This is a genomic window from Pseudomonas sp. P110(2024), assembly GCF_057480795.1.
This window is the reverse complement of the sequence record NZ_JBLIYT010000001.1, coordinates 315241-330755: the sequence shown is the minus strand read 5'-3', so window position 1 is coordinate 330755 and position 15515 is coordinate 315241. Positions and strand designations below refer to the sequence as shown.

At 63.5% G+C, this 15515-nt stretch carries 21 protein-coding genes; all 21 read left to right on the top strand.

Features of this window, described 5'->3' with window-relative positions:
- Window positions 1-71: 71 nt before the first annotated feature.
- Entirely contained in the window at window positions 72-593 is a 522-nt protein-coding gene (locus AC25ND_RS01680; RefSeq protein WP_414535056.1) for a terminase small subunit, read from the top strand.
- Between the two features lie 4 nt (window positions 594-597).
- Entirely contained in the window at window positions 598-2529 is a 1932-nt protein-coding gene (locus AC25ND_RS01675; protein WP_486976053.1) for a phage terminase large subunit family protein, read from the top strand.
- An 11-nt stretch (window positions 2530-2540) separates the two neighbouring features.
- Window positions 2541-2756, top strand: a complete 216-nt coding sequence (locus AC25ND_RS01670) for a hypothetical protein (protein ID WP_486976052.1) — start codon at window positions 2541-2543, stop codon at window positions 2754-2756.
- 44 nt (window positions 2757-2800) lie between these two features.
- Entirely contained in the window at window positions 2801-4366 is a 1566-nt protein-coding gene (locus tag AC25ND_RS01665) for a phage portal protein (RefSeq protein ID WP_486976051.1), read from the top strand.
- Between the two features lie 2 nt (window positions 4367-4368).
- On the top strand, window positions 4369-5589 hold the full coding sequence (locus tag AC25ND_RS01660; protein WP_486976050.1) for a S49 family peptidase: 1221 nt from the start codon (window positions 4369-4371) through the stop codon (window positions 5587-5589).
- A 13-nt stretch (window positions 5590-5602) separates the two neighbouring features.
- Entirely contained in the window at window positions 5603-5953 is a 351-nt protein-coding gene (locus tag AC25ND_RS01655; protein WP_486976049.1) for a head decoration protein, read from the top strand.
- Window positions 5954-5963: 10 nt separating this feature from the next.
- On the top strand, window positions 5964-6992 hold the full coding sequence (locus AC25ND_RS01650) for a major capsid protein (protein WP_486976048.1): 1029 nt from the start codon (window positions 5964-5966) through the stop codon (window positions 6990-6992).
- A gap of 1 nt (window position 6993) precedes the next feature.
- Window positions 6994-7284 (top strand): hypothetical protein, encoded by a 291-nt coding sequence (locus AC25ND_RS01645; protein ID WP_486976047.1) that lies wholly within the window; start codon window positions 6994-6996, stop codon window positions 7282-7284.
- A gap of 2 nt (window positions 7285-7286) precedes the next feature.
- Window positions 7287-7607 (top strand): head-tail joining protein, encoded by a 321-nt coding sequence (locus AC25ND_RS01640; RefSeq protein WP_486976046.1) that lies wholly within the window; start codon window positions 7287-7289, stop codon window positions 7605-7607.
- Complete coding sequence (locus tag AC25ND_RS01635; protein ID WP_486976045.1) at window positions 7604-8266, top strand: hypothetical protein; 663 nt, start codon at window positions 7604-7606, stop codon at window positions 8264-8266. The genes AC25ND_RS01640 and AC25ND_RS01635 overlap by 4 nt, the downstream gene beginning before the upstream one ends.
- The gene (locus AC25ND_RS01630) at window positions 8259-8774 is read left to right on the top strand and encodes a hypothetical protein (RefSeq protein WP_486976044.1); all 516 of its coding nucleotides are present in this window, start codon (window positions 8259-8261) and stop codon (window positions 8772-8774) included. Before AC25ND_RS01635 ends, AC25ND_RS01630 begins: the two co-directional genes overlap by 8 nt.
- On the top strand, window positions 8771-9352 hold the full coding sequence (locus AC25ND_RS01625) for a phage baseplate assembly protein V (protein ID WP_486976043.1): 582 nt from the start codon (window positions 8771-8773) through the stop codon (window positions 9350-9352). The genes AC25ND_RS01630 and AC25ND_RS01625 overlap by 4 nt, the downstream gene beginning before the upstream one ends.
- 44 nt (window positions 9353-9396) lie before the next feature.
- Window positions 9397-9612, top strand: a complete 216-nt coding sequence (locus tag AC25ND_RS01620; RefSeq protein ID WP_062361320.1) for a hypothetical protein — start codon at window positions 9397-9399, stop codon at window positions 9610-9612.
- Window positions 9613-9614: 2 nt separating this feature from the next.
- Window positions 9615-9941 carry a GPW/gp25 family protein gene (locus AC25ND_RS01615; protein ID WP_262950385.1) on the top strand — a complete coding sequence of 109 codons (327 nt, stop codon included), beginning with the start codon at window positions 9615-9617 and terminating at the stop codon, window positions 9939-9941.
- On the top strand, window positions 9938-10819 hold the full coding sequence (locus AC25ND_RS01610; RefSeq protein ID WP_486976042.1) for a baseplate assembly protein: 882 nt from the start codon (window positions 9938-9940) through the stop codon (window positions 10817-10819). Before AC25ND_RS01615 ends, AC25ND_RS01610 begins: the two co-directional genes overlap by 4 nt.
- 1 nt (window position 10820) lies before the next feature.
- Window positions 10821-11429 (top strand): phage tail protein I, encoded by a 609-nt coding sequence (locus tag AC25ND_RS01605; protein ID WP_486976041.1) that lies wholly within the window; start codon window positions 10821-10823, stop codon window positions 11427-11429.
- The gene (locus AC25ND_RS01600; protein WP_486976040.1) at window positions 11422-13008 is read left to right on the top strand and encodes a phage tail protein; all 1587 of its coding nucleotides are present in this window, start codon (window positions 11422-11424) and stop codon (window positions 13006-13008) included. Before AC25ND_RS01605 ends, AC25ND_RS01600 begins: the two co-directional genes overlap by 8 nt.
- The gene (locus AC25ND_RS01595; RefSeq protein WP_486976039.1) at window positions 13005-13418 is read left to right on the top strand and encodes a phage tail protein; all 414 of its coding nucleotides are present in this window, start codon (window positions 13005-13007) and stop codon (window positions 13416-13418) included. Before AC25ND_RS01600 ends, AC25ND_RS01595 begins: the two co-directional genes overlap by 4 nt.
- Before the next feature lie 73 nt (window positions 13419-13491).
- Window positions 13492-14658: a phage tail sheath subtilisin-like domain-containing protein gene (locus AC25ND_RS01590; RefSeq protein ID WP_486976038.1), complete on the top strand. Its 1167-nt coding sequence runs from the start codon at window positions 13492-13494 to the stop codon at window positions 14656-14658.
- Window positions 14659-14670: 12 nt separating this feature from the next.
- Window positions 14671-15180: a phage major tail tube protein gene (locus AC25ND_RS01585; RefSeq protein ID WP_486976037.1), complete on the top strand. Its 510-nt coding sequence runs from the start codon at window positions 14671-14673 to the stop codon at window positions 15178-15180.
- A gap of 27 nt (window positions 15181-15207) precedes the next feature.
- Window positions 15208-15504: a phage tail assembly protein gene (locus AC25ND_RS01580; RefSeq protein WP_486976036.1), complete on the top strand. Its 297-nt coding sequence runs from the start codon at window positions 15208-15210 to the stop codon at window positions 15502-15504.
- Window positions 15505-15515 lie beyond the last annotated feature (11 nt).

Genomic DNA, 15515 nt, shown 5'->3' with positions numbered 1-15515 from the left:
GGTGCGCAGACTCGCGGTTTCCCTGCAGCTGGAAATCTGGCAGGGATGTCCGTCTTTTCAAGGGCTTAGCAATGGGGAAGACAGTCAGCAAGCTTGAGCTGAGCGAGATCGTCGGGCGGGATGAACGCACTCTGAGCCGGTGGCAGAACGAGGGCATGCCGGTGAACGAGTTTGGCGTGGGGCGCGGCAACGAGAACCAGTACGACACCCAGGCGGTGATCGAATGGCTGATGCGCCAGGCCTCGTTGAACGGCAAGAAGGAGTCCTCACGGGACCGGCTTGACAGGCTGCGCGGCGACCGCGAAGAGATCGCGCTGGCTCGGGAGTTGGGCGAGGTGGTGGTCGAGGCCGAAATGGTCGAGCGCTTCGAGGCGGTGATCACCGCCGCCAAGATCGAGTTGCTGAACACCTTCCCTGATGAGCTGGCGATGACGCTGACCGCCAAGTACGGCGTACCGGTGGACAACCAGCTGATCCGCGATCCCATCGAATCCATACTGAGGAGGTTGTCCGCGTATGACGAGGACGACGATCTCGCCGGGGATCCTGACGAGCCAGACGACGAGGAGGGCTCTGAAGAAGACGGCGAGTAAGGCGATGCGCCGCGTCTGCCGCAAGTGGGCGCCGCCGCCACGCATGTCCATCATCGAATGGGCTGACCGGTTCCGCTGGCTAGCCCCCGAAGAGTCGGCGGCACCAGGTAAATACCGATTTGACAAAACGCCACATCTGATCTGGCCAGGCGGCCCGCTCGAGGCGCTGGATGATCCAAACGTCACCGAGATTGTGGCGCGCAAGTCGGCCCAGGTGGCCTGGACGTCGGGCGTACTGGGGAACGCCCTGGGCAAGTGGATCGATCTCGATCCGTCACCCATTCTGGTTTTGTTCCCCAAGGCCGAAGCGGCCAAGCAGTACGTGGCCGAGAAGCTCGAACCGATGATCCAGGCCACCAAGCGCCTGCGCAAAAAGGTCGACCTTCGCAGCCGCAAGCTACAGCAGCGGCAGGACTTCAAGCGGTTTCCTGGCGGGTTCCTAAAGATGGTTGGCTCCAACAGCCCGGCCAGTGTGAAGTCGACACCGGTCCCACGGGTCGCGATCGAGGAGCCCGACGACTGCAACCTGAACCTGCGTGGGCAGGGAGACAGTATCAAGCTTGCCAAGGAGCGTCTGAAGACGTTCCTGCGGTCGAAGATCATCATCGGCGGCACCCCCACCATCAAGGGCCTGTCGGCGATCGATGCCGAGCTTGAGCTTTCAGACAAGCGCGTGGGCCTGGTCCCCTGCCATGGATGCGGACAGTTGCATACGCCGAGCTTCGAGCATTTGCACTGCGACGAAGACGAGCATTACTTCCACGAGGTGTATGGCAAGCGGCGCCCGGAGACGGCGTACTACGCCTGCCCGCACTGCGGCGAGATCTGGGATGACCACCAGAAGAATGCCAACCTGGGCGACCCTCGCTGTCGCTGGGAGGCTACGGCAGAGTTCCGCGGCATTGCCGGCTACATCATCAACGAGCTGTATGCCACGTTCCCCGGCTCCCGCTTCGAAGTGCTGATGGAGAAGAAGCTGCAGGCCGAGTACGCCCAGCGTCAGGGCAACATCGGCCCGATGATCGCTTTTACCAACAGCTCGATGGGCGAAAGCTACGAGTACAAGAGCGACGCGCCCAAGACCGACGAGCTGGAGAAGCGCGCCGAGCCTTACGCCGAACTTACGGCGCCTAAGGGCGTGTTGCTGGTGACGGTCGGTGTCGACGTCCAGGGCGACCGCCTTGCCGTGCTGTTCACGGGCTGGGGGCGGGGGGAGGAGTCCTGGCGGTTGTACTGGGGCGAGTTACCCGGCAACCCCATCGATCCCCATGACCCGGTGTGGACCGAGCTGGACAAGATGATCGCTACACCGATCCCCATCGAGAGCGGTGCCCAGATCGCCGTGTCGGCGGTCAGCATCGACAGCTCGGACGGTAACACCAGCGACGCGGTGTACACCTACGTTCGGGATCGTCAGCGCTTCAACATCATGGCGATCAAGGGCGCCTCTATCGACAGCCGGGATCGGGAGATCTTCACCAAGCCGGCCCAGTCGGCGGACACCAGCCAGGACAACACCAAGGCCTCGAAGTATGGCCTGCGTGTGTTCATCGTCGGCACCCACAAGGCCAAGACGTTGATCGATGGCCGGATGAAGCTCAAAGGCTCAGGGCCAGGTCGCATGCACTGGTACAGCGAGATCCGCTCGGACTACTACGAGCAGGTGACCAACGAGGTCTTGGCCCCGCACCCGCGCAACCCCAGCAAGATGGTCTGGCAGAAGAAGGCCGGCCGGCGCAACGAAGCGCTGGACTGCGAGGTGTATGCCTTGCATGCGGCACGCAGTCTCAAGACGCACCTGCTGCGTGATCACGAATGGGACCAGCTGGAGCAGCAACTGCTGCAGCCCACCCTCTTCACAACTGAACAGGCGGTGGCGCCGGTTCCTCGCCGGGCGGTCACGCGCGGCCGGGGTACGCGGAGCCGCGTCCACTAACCGAGGTCTCCATGACTGAAGCACAACAACGCCTCGACGAGGTCCGGGCGGCGATCTCGCGCGTCCTGAAGAATGGCCAGCGGCTGCGTCGGCAGGATCGCGAGGTTCAACTGGCCGAGCTCAATAGCCTGCGGCTGCTGGAAAAGCAGTACGCCGAACAGGTCGCCCAAGAGCGGGCAGCGCTTGTGGGCAGGGGCCGTAACCGCATTGCCTACGTGGGGATATGACCGTGTGGCCGTTCAGCAAACGGGAGTCGGCTGCCGAGCAGCTGATGACCGAAGCTATCCGGGTGGCGAGGGCGTCGGTCGACGGTGAGCAGATCTCGGCCCAAGGCGGTGGCGGCGGGGTTGAAACCCGCTGGCGCGGTGCGTCGCGCGTGCTGCGTAGCATGGCCAGCTGGCTGCCTGGTCTCGGCAGCCCACGGCGCGACTTCAACCAGAGCGAGCGCCGCACGCTGGCGGCGCGTTCCCGCGATGCCATGCGCAACCACCTGGTAGCCCGCGCGGCGATCATGCGGTTGCGCACCAACGTGGTGGGCACGGGGCTGGTCTGTCGGGCGCAAGTTGATCATGAGGCGCTGGGTATCACCGAAGAAGAAGCCGAGCATCTCAATGGTCAGCTGGACCGGTTGTGGTCGTTGTATGCCGATGACCCTCGTGAGTGCGATGCAGAAGCGACGCTCAACCACTATCAGCTGCAGGCCCTGGTACTGGTGTCGTCGATGGTGGCGGGCGACGTATTCGTCGCTAGCCCGGATCAGGAACGACCCGGCTGCCTCTTCAGTACGCGGTTGCAGCTGATCGAGTCCGACCGTGTCGGCAACCCCAACAGCGGGCTGGATCGTGTTGACCTGGTGGAGGGTGTCGAGTTTGACGGCCTTGGCGCGCCGGTGGCGTACCACGTGTGCACTGGCTACCCCGGTGAGCACCTGCAGGGCAAGCCGCTGCAGTGGGAGCGCTTGCCAGTGTTCGGCGCCGAGACCGGACGGCGCCGTGTACTGCATGTCATGGCCGACAAGGAACGGCCTGGACAGAAGCGCGGGGCGCCGTACCTGTCACCGGTGCTGGAGCCGCTGCAGAAGCTGGAGCGCTACAGCAGCGCCGAGCTGATGGCGGCGGTGATCTCGGCGATGTTCACCGTGTTCATCAAGAAGAGTGACGGCTTCAACCCAGGCAACCTGCCGATGTCCGCGCTCAGCGAAGAGCAGCCCGGCGGCGATGACACTTCTGATGGTGCGCTCGCGCTGGGCGAGGGGGCCATTGTCGACCTCGGTGTGGGTGAAGAGCCGATGGTGGCCAACCCCAGCCGGCCCAACGCTCAATTCGACCCGTTCTTCACCGCGGTGGTGAAGGAGATCGGTGCCGCGCTGGAGCTGCCACTGGAGGAGCTGCTGTTGCACTACAGCAGCAGCTACAGCGCCGCCCGCGCCGCCATGCTCCAGGCCTGGCGGTTCTACAGCCTGCGGCGTTGGTGGCTGGCCTGCGACTTCTGCCAGCCAAGCCGCGAGCTGATTATCGATGAAGCCGTGGCCAGGGGGCTGATCGACCTGCCTGGGTACAGCGAGCCCGCCAAGCGCAAGGCGTATTGCCAGGCGCTCTGGATAGGTCCGGCGCGGGGCGCGATCGACGAGCTGAAGGAGGCCAACGCCGCCGGCAAGCGCATCGAGATCGGAGTCAGCAACGAGACGCTGGAGACAGCGGCCATGACCGGCGAGCCCTGGCAGCAGGTGATCCGCCAGCGAACCCGTGAAGTCGCGTACCGGCGGGAGCACAACATACAGGCCCTGCCCAAGGGTGGCCTTGAAAACCCGCCAGATCCCGAACCCAAAGAGGAATAGAAATGCCTCGAGCACTTGAGCTGGCTGCCTCGCAGCCCTGGCTGATGATGCCCGACGCCTTGGACAACCTGCTGACCATCTCCGACCGCATGGGCGATCCGGTGGCGCTGGCGACCAAGCGCGGCGAGCGGCTGGAAGAAACCCGGCGCGTCACCATGCGCGGCAACGTGGCGGTGGTACCGGTCACCGGGCCGATCTTCCGCTACGCCAACTTGTTCACCGAGATCAGTGGTGCCACCAGCACCCAAGTCCTGGCCACCGACATACAGCGTGCCCTGGACGACCCCAAGGTCAAGTCAATCGTGCTGAACATCGACAGCCCTGGTGGCGTCGCCTCGGGCATCAACGAGCTCGCCGAGATGATCTACGCGGGCCGCGCCCGCAAGCGCATCGTGGCGTACATCGGCGGGATGGGCGCGAGCGCGGCCTATTGGATCGCCTCGGCGGCAAGCGAGATCGTCATCGATGAGGCCAGCCTGGCCGGCAGCATTGGTGTTGTCGTCGAGGCTGTGGTCGAGGACGACAAGAAGGCCGGGCGAGCCCGCTACCAGATTGTCAGCCGCAATGCGCCGAACAAGCGCCCCGACCTCGGTACGGAAGAAGGGCGCGCCAAGGTGGGCGAGACCATCGACGCGATGGCCGAAGTCTTCGTGGGCAAGGTTGCCCGCAACCTCGGCGTCGCTGTCGAGAAGGTGCCCGAGATGGGCGATCACGGCGGCATCCGCGTCGGTGCGGACGCCGTCAAGCACGGCCTGGCCCACCGCACGGGCTCGCTGGAATCCCTGATCACCGAACTGGCCAAGCCGGCCATCAACTCCCCAAGGATACAAACCATGACCACCGTCAAGACCACGGCAGAACTGCGCACCGCGATAGCGGCGGGCACTGACCCCAACACCATCGAGATTGCCCAGGCTGAGCAGGTCGACACCACTGCGATCCGCGCCGAGGCCACTACCGCTGAGCGTGACCGCATCAAGGGCATCAACGCCCTGGGCGCCAAGGGCTTCGAGAAGGAGATCAGCGCGGCGATCGACGACGGCTCGTCCGTAGAGGCCACGGCCCTGATGCTGCTCAAGGCTTCGCAGGATCGTGGTATCTCGCTGGCCGGCATCAAGAGCGACGCCCAGGGCGTTACCGGCACTGCTGCACCTGCCGGTGGCAAGGAGGGCGAGCGCAAGGCCGCCGTCAGCGCAATCGTTGCAGGCGCCTCGCGCCGCTAACTAGGAGGTTCCAATGCCAAACCCTACCCGCAGTTCCTACCTGCCGAGCCAACTCTCGGCGGGCGACTTCCCCATCGTAATGGATACCGGCCTGATCGCTGCCGGCCAGAAGCTGACCCGTGGCGCGGTGCTGGGCCAGATCACGGCCAGTCATGAGTACGTGCTGTGCAAGGCGGCGGCCGAGGACGGCTCGCAGGCGCCCTGCGCGATCCTTGACCAGGACGTCGACACCACCGAGGGCGCCAAGAGCGCACCGATCCGTCTGACCGGCCAAGTACTCGGCGGTCAGCTCACTTACGGCGAAGGCTTGACCCTTGCCGCCGCGAAGGCTGCCCTGCGGCCGCTCAGCATCTTCATTCGATAACGGAGTTCCAATGGATATCTTTGACACCCTCACCATGCTTGAAGCCATCGAGCAGATGCCGACGCCGCGGCGCTTCCTCATGGACACCTTCTTCAACGCGGGTATGCCTGAGACCTTCGGTACCGAGACGGTCACCATCGACATCGTGAAGGGCCAGCGCAAAATGGCGCCGTTCGTTCACCCGACCCTGCCAGGCAGTGTGTCGCAGCGCACCGGCATCAGCTCGTCGACTTACAAGCCGCCTTATATCCAACCGAAGCGCGTCACCCGTGCCGAGCTGATCCTGAAGCGTGGCGCGGGCGAGAACCCGTTCTCGACCCGCACTGCGCTGGAGCGTGCAGGCGAGCGGCTCGGCCGGGACCTGGTCGAACTCGACGACGAGATCACTCGGCGGGAAGAGTGGATGTGCGCTCAAGTGCTGACGACTGGCCGTCTGCGCGTTGTCGGCGATGGTGTAGATGACACCATCGACTTCCGCATGGAGGACACTCACAAGGTCACGCTGGCCACCGGGCGCTGGAACACCAGCGATTCTGACCCGATCGGCAACCTGCGTCAGTGGCGTCGCCTGATTGCCAAGGACTCGGGGCGCTCCGCCAACGTGGCAGTGTTGAGTGCGGAAGCGCAGGACTCCTTCCACAACAACGAATCTGTGCTCAAGCAACTGAACAACCGCCGCGTCGACCTCGGTTTGATCAAGCCAGAGTTGCTGCCGGACGGGGTGACCTACCTGGGCTACCTCAACGATCCGGGCATTGACCTCTACGCCTATGACGAGTGGTACCTGGATGACGAGGACGGCGAGAAGCCTCTGGTGCCAGCCGGTGGCTTGATCCTGGGTTCTACTGGGACGCGCAACGCGATGCTGTACGCGGCGATTCAGGACATGGAAGCCATCGAGAGCGGTCTGGTCGAGGCGTCTCGCTTCCCCAAAAGCTGGGTCACCAAAGAGCCGAGCCAGCGTTGGCTGAAGTTGCAGGCCGCTCCTTTGGCTGGACTGCTGGAGCCGAACGCCTTCCTCTTCGCCAAGGTGGTGTGACATGGCCAAAGTCGAATACGTGGTGGTGGATGGCTGCATTCAGGACGGCGGCAAGGTCGTGAAGGCGGGTGAGGTCTTCGTTCCGTCTTCGGCTGCGATCCGCGAGCTGCTGCTTGAAGAGGGGGCTATCGTTGCTCGCGGCAAGCTGAGTACCGGTGGTCGTTCCTCTGGTCGCTCGCCTTCGGCGGGGCCGCCCGCGCCGGCCCCTGCTCCAGCCCCTGGTGGTGGTAACCCAGACGAAGAGGAGGAAGAGGAGGAAGACGAAGACGACGGCGGCGGCGGGGAGGGCTGATCATGTCCTTTCGCGAGGCCATGTCGGACATGGATGAATCCTTGCTCGAGGAGTTGGGTGACGAAGTTGAGATCGAGGGCTTCGCTGAGCCGGTGCATGGGTTCATGTCGGTGCCGTGGCAGCAGCCACGGGTCGGCTCGATCAACACCGGCTTGCGGCAGCCTGTCTTCTCGGTGCGCGTATCTCAGGCCAATGGCATCAGGGAGGGGCTGCACCTGGTGTGCGATCTCGCCCCGGCAGATGGCGGCGGACGGTACGTCATCGCCAAGCGGGAGCCGGATGGTGGCGGTTGGATCAACTTTGCCCTTCGGGAGGTGAAATGAGCGTCGGCAGCTATTACAAGCAGTCCGGCAGCACGGGGTTGATCACACTGCAAACCAATCCCCGACAGGTCAAGGGGTTTGAACATTTCGCTGGGTTGGTGCCCAAGGCGGTTGCCGCTGCTGAGCGTCGAGCCATCAACAAGACGCTGCGTTGGCTTCAGGGGCGCGTCGCTCGTTCGGTGGGCCAGCAGGAACGCATCGCCATCAAGGCGGTGCGGCAGCGCCTGCGGGCCTACAAGGCCGGCAGCAATGGCCAGGGCAAGCTCTGGTTCGGTCTCAATCCGATCGAGGCCAGCCGGGCCGGGCGGCCTCGGCAGACCCGTGCGGGCGTGTCTGTGGCAGGGCGTCGCTATCAAGGCGCGTTCTATCGCCAGGTGTACGGCAGCAAGGCCGATATCTGGATCCGCACGGCCAGCAAGCACTTTGATCCCAGCGATTACCCTGACAGCGAGGTCTCAAAGGCCGGTGGGGCCAGCTCAGGCTGGATCGCCGAGAACGACAGTCGCTTCCCCCTGGCCAAGGCCAAGATCTCGCTGGAGGACGTCAGACCTCACTTTGAGTCATGGACGAACAAGGCCCACCAGCGCCTGCTGGTGGTGATGGAGCAGGAGTTGAACTTCGAGATGGTCAAGCTTACACGGAGGATCGGAAATGGCTGACGATCCAATCCCCCTGGCCAGGGTGTATGCGGCGATGGAGGAAGCCATCACGCAGGCGATACCGGGTCTGTGCTATGTGGGCACGATGCCCGGAATGCTCACCGTTGTGGATGTGCCGGCGGTGGTGATCGAGCTGGCGGGGTTCGACGCTGCAGAGCGTGATCCTGGTACGGGGGAAGTGGCTGTTGAGGCTCGCTTCGAGGCGCGGCCGATTGTTGGCGTCGAGGACGTTGATCACCTGCATGTCGTGGCGTTCATTGCTGCACAGCTGGCAGTGCTGTTGCGGCTGCAGACTTGGGGCATTGAAGTCGAGCCTGCCCATTTCGTCCGGGCGGAGCGGGATTGGAGTCGCCCCGAGTTGGACAGCATGGCGGTCTGGGTGGTCGAGTGGACGCAGGTCATCTACCTCGGCGAGGAAGAGTGGCCATGGCCAATAGAGCCGCCCGGCTCGTTGGTGCTGAAGGTTGGCCCAGACGCGGAGCCCGTCAGCCCGGAGGAACTGTCATGAGTTACGCATCAGCCATGCACGATCGGATGCTGGCCAGCCTGGTGATCCCCTGCCGGGTGGTCGCCGTCGACCTGGCCGCCGCGATGGTGCGGGTGTCGGACGGCAGCGGCTGGACCAGCGCCTGGGTCCGCTGGCACAGCCAGGCCGCCGGCAAGGCGCGCCACTGGCGGGCGCCGAGCCTGGAAGAGCAGGGCGTGCTGATCAGTCCCAGCGGCGAGCCTGCGCAGGGCACTTTCGTGCCAGGGCTGTACGGCAACGCCGGCCCGGCGCCGGACAACCGCGGCCATGTCGAGGTCTGGCGTTTCGACGACGGTGGCTCCCTGGTCTACGACTGGCAGGCCAAGACCTACACGATCGAGCTGCCCAGCGGCACGGTCACGGTGAAGGTAGGAGCCTCCCAGGCAGTGCTGACGGACGACGCCATCACGGCACAGTCCTCGAGCATTACCGCCCAGGGCGACACGATCACGCTGACCGGCGCGGTCACGATCAACGGAACACTGATGGTCACAGGTGACATCAACGGCGGGGCGCGGATCATCGACACCGCCGGCAACACGGCAAACTACAAACACTGACCAGAGCCCGCCTAGTGCGGGCTTTTTCATGCCTGGAGGAAAGCATGGCCAGAACACAGAAAGAGCCTGAAGAGGGCAGCGAGGCGGCACCGGTGCCGAGCGGGCCGGTGACATTCATCGATCAGGAGTACACCCGCCGCAAGTTGATCCTGCCCGACTGGGTGGAGCTTGAGGTGGTACAGGGCCAGGTCACGATCAGCGGCGATGACGCGGTGGGCCTGGCCTACATGCGCAACCGGTCCGACTTCAAGGAGGCCTGACCGTGATCGGCATGGATCGTCGAACGGGCCAGCCGGTCGCCGGCCTGGGCCACCTGCGGCAGTCCATCGAGGACATCCTCACCACCACGGTAGGCAGCCGCCGGATGCGTCCTGAGTACGGTTGCCAGTTGCGCCGCTACGTCGACCTGCCGGTGAACGAAGGCTGGAAAAGTGCGGTGCAGGCCGAGGTCGCCCGTGCCTTGGGGCGTTGGGAACCGCGGCTGCAGCTGGAGCGGGTACGGGTGCTTGCGGTCATCGACGGCAAGATCGACCTGCAGCTGACCGGCACGTACCTGGGTGACAGCGCAGTCTTGGAGGTGAGTGCATGAGCGTAGTGGATCTGTCGCAGCTCCCGGCGCCGCAGGTGCTGGAGAGCCTTGATTTCGAGGGGGTGTACGACGAAGAGCTGCAGCGCTTTCGCCAGTACATGGGGGAAAAATGGGACGCGCTGCTCGAGAGTGACCCGATCACCAAGCTCCTCGAGCTGGGCGCCTACCGGCGCATGCAGAACCGGGCGCGGGTCAACGACGCCGCCAAAGCCTTGATGCTGGCCTATGCACGCGGCGCGGACCTGGACCAGCTGGCCGCCAATGTGAACCTGCAGCGGCTGGTCGTGCAGACCGAGGATCTCAATGCGGTACCTCCGGTCGAGCGCGTCCTCGAGGCTGACGATGCACTGCGTGAACGCGTGCAGTTGGTCTATGAGGGCCTGACCACCGCCGGCCCGAGGAACAGCTACATCCTGCATGCGCGCAATGCCTCCGGCCGGGTGGCGGACGCGACAGCCGAGAGCCCGGCCCCGGCCGAGGTGGTGGTCACGGTGCTGGATCTGGAGGGCACAGGCCTCGCCCAGCCAGAGCTACTGGAGACGGTACGTGCACATCTGAGCGATGACGACGTGCGCCCGGTGGCCGATCGGCTCACGGTCCAGTCTGCCGAGATCTTGCCGTACCGAGTTAAGGCCGTGCTGTACAAGGCCGGCACGGGACCGGAGAACGAAGCCATCCTGGCGGCATGCAAGGCTCGGCTGCAGACCTGGGTGAACCCCCGTCGCCGGCTGGGGCTGGAGGTCTCGCGGTCCGGGATCGATGCGCAGTTGCACATAGACGGTGTGAGCCGGGTGGAACTGGTGGGGTGGACGGACATCCGCCCGACGAAGGAACAGGCGGCTTGGTGTGAGGCGATCGACGTGGCATGGGGTGGCTGACATGAAAAGTCTGCTCCCCGTGAACAGCACCCAGCTGGAACGCGCCGTCGAGGTCGCCACGGACGAGCTGACCGACATCCCCCTGCGGACCCTGTACAACCCCGACACCTGCCCGGCGCACCTGTTGTACCAGCTGGCCTGGGCTTGGTCGGTGGACCGCTGGGACGACACCTGGTCGGAAGCGGTCAAGCGGTCGGTGATTCGCTCTGCGTTCTTCGTACATGCGCACAAGGGCACGATCGGCGCGCTTCGCCGGGTGGTCGAGCCGTTTGGTTACCTGATCGAGGTCAGCGAATGGTGGCAGGAGCTGCCCCCGGCCACGCCGGGCACCTTCGGGTTGAAGATCGGCGTTTCGGATGGGGGCATCGATGAGGAAACCTACCGGGAGCTGGCCTCGCTGCTGGATGACGCTCGTCCTGTAAGCCGACACCTCACCGCCCTCCAGATCAGTCTCGAGAGCAACGGCGCTTTCTTCCTAGTCGGGGCATTGAGCGAAGGCGACGTGTTGGACGTTTACCCGCCCGTGCAGCTGGACATTGAGGTCACAGGCGCTATCGGGCGCGGTGGCCGTGAAACCACTATCGACACCCTGGACATTGCACATGGTTGATCAAAGTTCCCAGTTCTACGCGATCCTCACGAAGGTGGGGGCGGCGAAGCAAGCAAACGCGGACGCCCTGGGCGTGCCATGGAAAATCACGCAGATGGCGGTCGGCGATGCCAACGGCACCGACCCGACCCCCAACGCGACCCAAACCAACCTGATCAATGAATGGCGCCGGGCGCCACTCAACCTGTTGAAGGTGGACGACCAAGATCCGGCGATCATTGTTGCTGAGCAGGTTATTCCGGCGGACGTGGGCGGCCATTGGATTCGCGAAATCGCACTCTATGACGCCGACGGCGATATGGTCGCGGTGGCGAATTGTGCGCCAACCTACAAGCCGCTGCTCAGCCAAGGCTCTGGGCGAACCCAAGTTGTTCGCATGAACCTGATCGTCAGCAGCTCCAGTAACGTGCAACTCAAGATCGACCCGGCGGTTGTGCTGGCTACTCGAGGCTATGTTGATACCGCGATTCTGAGTGTGCTCCCCAAAAATAAGGTGGTGGGCTCTTATACAAGGGTCACGATTGATGATCGAGGTATTGTCCAGCAGGGGGCTAACCCCACCACGCTGAGTGGCTACGGCATTGGAGACGCCTATACCATGGCAGCGGTTGATGCCGCTCTTGGTGGCAAGGCGAACAAGGCCACCACGTTGGGCGGTTACGGCATCGGAGACGCCTACACCAAGTCGTGGATAGATGCCAACAAGGCATCCCTGGATAGTCCGGCGTTCTCTGGAACTCCAACCGCAGAGACCGCTAACCTGGGGGCGAGAACCTCCCAGTTGGCCAACTGTCTGTTCGTGGCCAACACGGTTGATAAGGCCATTGCGGATCTAGTCGGCTCAGCACCTGCTGCGCTGGATACGCTGAAAGAGCTATCGGCGGCGCTGGGCAATGATCCGAACTTTTCGACCACTGTGCTCAATGCGCTGACAACTAAGGCTGACAATGCCGGCATGGTTGCGGAGTTGGGGAAGCGGTTGCTGGTCGGCGCGGTGAGTCAACAGCGCCCGAGCCTTTCCTCACCAACTAACACTGCAGACTGGAACTCTGCAGCGTTAGAAATTCGAGAGTCGAAGCAAGTGAGCGAGTGGGCTCCGACTGAGACGGGCGATCAATGGGCGCCTGGTATAGCGTTTCACTGGGCCGGTAAGGTCGCCGGGAAGTTGTTCATGGATTCTCTCGGGAAGCTGAAGTGGAATGGTAACGAACTGCTCACAAAGCAAGCCGGGGCGGGTTTCTTGTCTGGCTATATCCAGATCACGGCCGGTGCGCCGGTGGTTGTCAGTCACAACTTAGGTTATGTGCCGTCTCTGGACTCTGTAGAGGTCTTTTGGGAGTGCGTGACCGCTCAAGGTGGCTGGCAGCCTGGTGAAAGTTTCAAGGTTTTGACATGGATGCAAGACAACACATCTGTAGCTTCAACTACGGGGGCATATGCATACGACGTAAATGCATCAACGGTCACTATCGGTTTTGGGCCGTCTGCATCTGTTTGGGCCCTGCCCGCGAAGGGTACTGGCGCAGCCGTCACGATGAATCTCGCCTACTGGCGTGCACGCATAAGGATTAAAACATGAGTGCTGTTCAGCTTTTCTACTGCCTCCCAAGTGGCCAGTTTTATGGCAGTTGGCTGGGTGATCCAGAAAAAGACCACAATGAGCTTTCAGAGCGGGGGTACATCGAAGTCCCCAGCGCCCCGGAAAGTACGAAGTATTACTGGGATGCGGAGTTACAGGCCTTTTACCTGCCTCCATCTGCGGAGGATGAGCGGAAATGGCGTGATGAGCTGTTGCCCGTCTACGGCGCATTGCGTGATCGACACCGTGATGAGATCGAGCTTGGGCGGGGTACGACGCTGACCAGCGCGCAGTATGCGGAGCTGCTTGCGCTGCTGCAGGCCTTGCGCGACTGGCCCCAGTCAGAACTGTTCCCAGCGGTTGAGCATCGCCCGGTGCCACCCGACTGGCTTACCGAATTTACCCACTAAAGCCCCGCATTGACGGGGCTTTTCTTTTCCGCTGCACCCCAGGCCTAGGCCTTTTCGTATCTGGAGACTTTGCATGAGTGGCTTTTTTCACGGCGTTACCGTAACGAACGTCGACACCGGCGCGCGCGTAATCGCGTTGCCGTCGTCCTCGATCATTGGCTTGGTCGACACGTTCACCCCTGGGCCTGATGTCACGGCCAAGGCGAATGATCTGGTGATGATCACCAGCGAGCGCGAGGCGGTTGCCGCGTTCGGCCCGAATGCGGCGATCACCAAGGCCTGCCGCGCGATCTACACCCGCGCCAAGGCGGTCATCGTCGCCTGTGGCGTGGCCAAGCTGGAAACGCTCCCCGAGCAAACCTCGGCGATCATCGGCGGCACCCTGGCCGACGGCAAGCGTACCGGCCTGCAAGCGCTGCTGGACGGCAAAAGCCGGTTCAACGCCCAGCCGCGGCTGCTGATCGCGCCCAAGCACAGTGCGACCCAGGCCGTCGGCACCGCCCTGGTGGCCCTGGCTGACAAGCTGCGTGGCATCGCCATCATCGACGGCCCCAACACCACCGACGAGGCCGCGCTGGCGTATGCCGGCGAGTTCGGCGCCAAGCGCGCCTACATGGTCGACCCCGGCGTGCGGTACTGGGACACCGAGGCGAGCGCCACGGTCGATGCGCCGGGCTCGCCCTGGGTGGCCGGCCTGTTCGCCTGGACCGACAGCGAGTATGGATTCTGGGCCTCACCGTCCAACAAGGAGTTCGTCGGCATCACCGGCACCTCGCGGCCGGTGGAGTTCTTGGACGGTGACGAAACGTGCCGGGCCAACCAGCTCAACAACGCCAACATCACCACCATCATTCGCGACGACGGCTACCGCCTGTGGGGCAACCGCACGCTGTCGAGTGATCCGAAGTGGGCGTTCGTCACCCGCGTGCGGACCATGGACATCGTCATGGACGCGATCCTCTACGGCCACAAGTGGGCCGTGGACCGCTCGATCACGGCTACCTACGTCAAGGACGTGACCGAGGGCCTGCAGGCGTTCATGCGCGACCTGAAGAATCAGGGCGCAATCATCAACTTCGAGGTGTTCGCCGATCCCGAGCTGAACACTGCCAGCCAGCTGGAGCAGGGCAAGGTGTACTGGAACATCCGCTTCACCGATGTCCCGCCGGCAGAAAACCCCAACTTCCGCGTCGAGGTCACCAACCAATGGCTGACCGAAGTTCTCGACGCCAACGCATAAGGAGCGAACCCCATGGCGATGATTCCCGAAACGCTGGCCAACCTGAACCTGTTCGTTGATGGCGTCAGCTTCCAGGGCGATGTGCCCAGCCTCACCCTGCCCAAGCTCACCCTGAAGATGGAAGAGCACCGCCCGGGCGGCATGGACATGCCGATCGAGATGGAGCAGGGCATGGAAAAGCAAGAGGCTGCCTTCACCACAACCGGCGTGCGCCGCGAGTCATTGAAGTTCTTCGGCCTGGCCGACGGTACCGCCTTCAACGGTACGTTCCGCGGCGCCTTCAAGGGCCTGAAGGGCAAGGTCACTCCAGTGATCGTTACCCTACGCGGCGCGTTGAAGGAGGTCGACATGGGCGACTGGAAGGCGGGCGACAAGGCCGAGATCAAGCACAACGTTGCGGTGACCTACTACAAGCTCGAGGTCGAGGGGCGCCTGATCTACGAGATCGATGCCCTGGGCATGAAGCGCGTGATCGACGGCGTCGACCAGCTCGCCCAGCAACGCCAGGCCCTGGGTCTCTAACGTACTCACAGATAAGGACAACACCTCATGAGCAAGAAGATACCCACTTACCTGCAGCTTGAAACCGACCGCGTCATCGTCACCTTGAGCAGGCCCGCCGAGTGCAATGGCGTGCAGGTGGACAAGCTGAACCTGCGGGCGCCGACGGTGCGCGACATCCGTGCTGCACAGCAGCTCACCAACGGAGACGATGAGCAGCGCGAACTGAACCTGTTCGCCTCGCTGGCCGAGGTCGGCCTGAAGGACCTCGAAGGCCTGACCCTGAAGGACTATAGCCGCTTGCAGGCCGGCTATTTTCGCCTGGTGCAAGACGACGAGCTTTGACCCGCGATATC